General features: G+C 57.2%; 2 protein-coding genes. Both read left to right on the forward strand.

All coding sequences use genetic code 11. The annotated features are described in order from the left end of the window. Positions 1–1,089 (forward strand): phospholipase D-like domain-containing protein (locus ASC94_RS12580; RefSeq protein ID WP_229417251.1); only part of this gene is annotated, 1,089 nt, incomplete at its 5' end. Between the two features lie 2 nt (positions 1,090–1,091). Continuing rightward, on the forward strand, positions 1,092–2,111 hold the full coding sequence (locus ASC94_RS31795) for a DUF6396 domain-containing protein (protein ID WP_229417252.1): 1,020 nt from the start codon (positions 1,092–1,094) through the stop codon (positions 2,109–2,111). Positions 2,112–2,260: the final 149 nt, after the last annotated feature.

A 2,260-nucleotide genomic window follows, 5' to 3' on the forward strand; every position in this document is an offset into this window, starting at 1 on the left:
CCCACCGAAGACGAGATCATTAGAAAGCAGCGTGCGGTCCAGGCCTACCTGGAGCAGGACAGTTGGGTTGTGAAGCCGTATCAGGACGTCTCCTGCCGAGTGCGCGGCCCTGTGCTATGGGACTTGAACCACAATTTCTGCCAGGCGTGGCAGGAGTCGGAGCGGCCCAAGTCACTGCTGGGGGAGCTGGGCTCCTGGACACCGCCTGCGGTCCGGCTTGCGCAGAAGGCTACAAAAGTTGTGGTGGACGCTGTTGTTCCGCAGCGTGAACCCGAGTTCATCGCGCAGCGCAACGCACTTCCTTCGTCCGCGTTCAAGCTGGCGCGAGGCCAGCACAGCGCCCAACTGCTGCGCACGCAGCCACTGCATGGCGAGAAGTCGATCAAGGAGTGCTACGCCAACATCTTCATTCAGAATCAGTACGTGCAGTACGAGCCGTGGGCCGAGCATTTGAAACAGTGCGTGCAGCGCTTGCGCGACGGCGGGTTTCTGAAGCCGATCTTTGTGTTCATTCTGACCTCGACGCCGGAGAGCGACGGCATGGATCTGCCGACTTATGACGTGGCCGAGAAACTGGGACAGAGTGAGACCATGGAGTATGAGCATAAGGAGGCATTGGACAAGGCCAAAAGCGGCAAAGCACCGATGCCCGTCACACCTGAAGATCTGGCCGAATCTGGCATTAACGTGGTCATTGGTTCGCTATGGACGTGCGCCGCGCAGCCCAAAGCCGGCGTACTCAGGGCAATGGACTACGAGCAGATCTACATCCACACCAAGGTTGCGATAGTCGACGACGCCGCGTTCACCATCGGCTCGGCGAACCTGAATCTGCGCAGCATGGCGCTGGACAGCGAACTCAATGTGCTGAGTGACGCCATGGAGGTCGCTTACAAACTGCGCTGCGATCTGTTTTCACAATGCAGCGGAGATCCGGGTCCGGCGCAGTTCGAAAGTATGGCGAAAACGTTCGGGCGTTGGCGAGACTCGCTGCAGGACAACGCCAAGCGCAAATCGGCTGGCGAGGTGCTAAAGGGGCAGTTGGTGAGGTTTCAGGTTGCCAGAAAACCGGGCGCGCCAGTGGTGTAGCCATGGATGCGAAATCAAAACGATTTGGAATGTTGGGCGTCGCGATTCTCATAGCCATTGCTGGCGCATATTTTTATATCGATCATTTGAGGTACAAGGCCATGCATGCAATTCCCATCGGGCTTTTCCGATTCGATGTAACTGGACCTGTTCCAGTCTGCGCCCGTTGGAAAGAGCATATGCCCAAAGTGCGGGATCCCGAACCGTATCAGCTGTACATCGATGCCCGTAATCGGTGGCGCAGCAAGATTGAATGGCAGTTTACCAAGGAAGAGTTGACGCAAATCCTTGCAGATGTGAGGGCGGCATCCGATAAGGGAGATTGGGGCGCACGCGCGCTACTGGCTTATTTTTATAGGCATGGGCTGGGGCCTCTGCCCAAGAACAGGGTTTTGGATCCTGATGCAGACAAGACTGTAGCCATCGCCCGCATGGCGGTTAAGGCTGGGCAACCATGGGGATATTACGACGTGGGAGTCGCACATCAGTATGGGTATGGCGGAGCGTATTATGACTTGGATATCGCCTGGGCGTATTACCTGAAAGCCGCTGAACTGGGGAGCCCTTACGCACAAATGGCATTGGCGGAAGCGTATAGCGATGCGGGGCGAAAGGATGCCGAAGAGCAGATGCTTCGATGCGCATATCAGCAAGGACATGGACCCGCCGCAACTGACCTTGGCCGGACCGCTCGCGCGCGACGACGATTTCTGGACTCCCTACGGTTTCACCATGATGCTGTGAAATTCGGCAGTAAGGACAGTGCGGTACACCTGTACCTGGCCTTCGACAGCGACGCTGGCGCAAGCAAGTGGCCAAGCCTTCTTGATGAACTAGGGATTGATAGAGACCCGGAGCGGTATCGCCGCTATCTGGAGATTGCGGAGGCCCTGGACCTCAATCCAGATCTGAGATTTAGCCGTTTGGATTCGTTCCTGCCGCTTCCACCTGCTGAATTGCCGGAGTGGCGAGGGATCAAAGATGCGATGGACCCTGAACCGTCCGGACCACCCGCTTACTGAAGGAGCCGGGCACTCTTTGAAAATCATCGTTACTCGCGACACATAAGGAGCAGCCATGAGCATGAATGCCAACGCCGGGCTATACGAGCAGAAGCTGGGCTACAACCGCAGCGCGGGACCATACCAGTCCTTGTCCTTGCCGTGGTGGG

The sequence above is a fragment of the Massilia sp. Root418 genome, from assembly GCF_001425265.1.
In the GTDB taxonomy this organism is placed as follows: Bacteria; Pseudomonadota; Gammaproteobacteria; order Burkholderiales; family Burkholderiaceae_D; genus Rugamonas.

What these genes read in the sequence shown, in the direction of transcription:
- ASC94_RS31795 (WP_229417252.1), top strand. Translation starts at nt 1,092, where the DNA reads ATGGATGCGAAATCAAAACGATTTGGAATGTTGGGCGTCGCGATTCTC.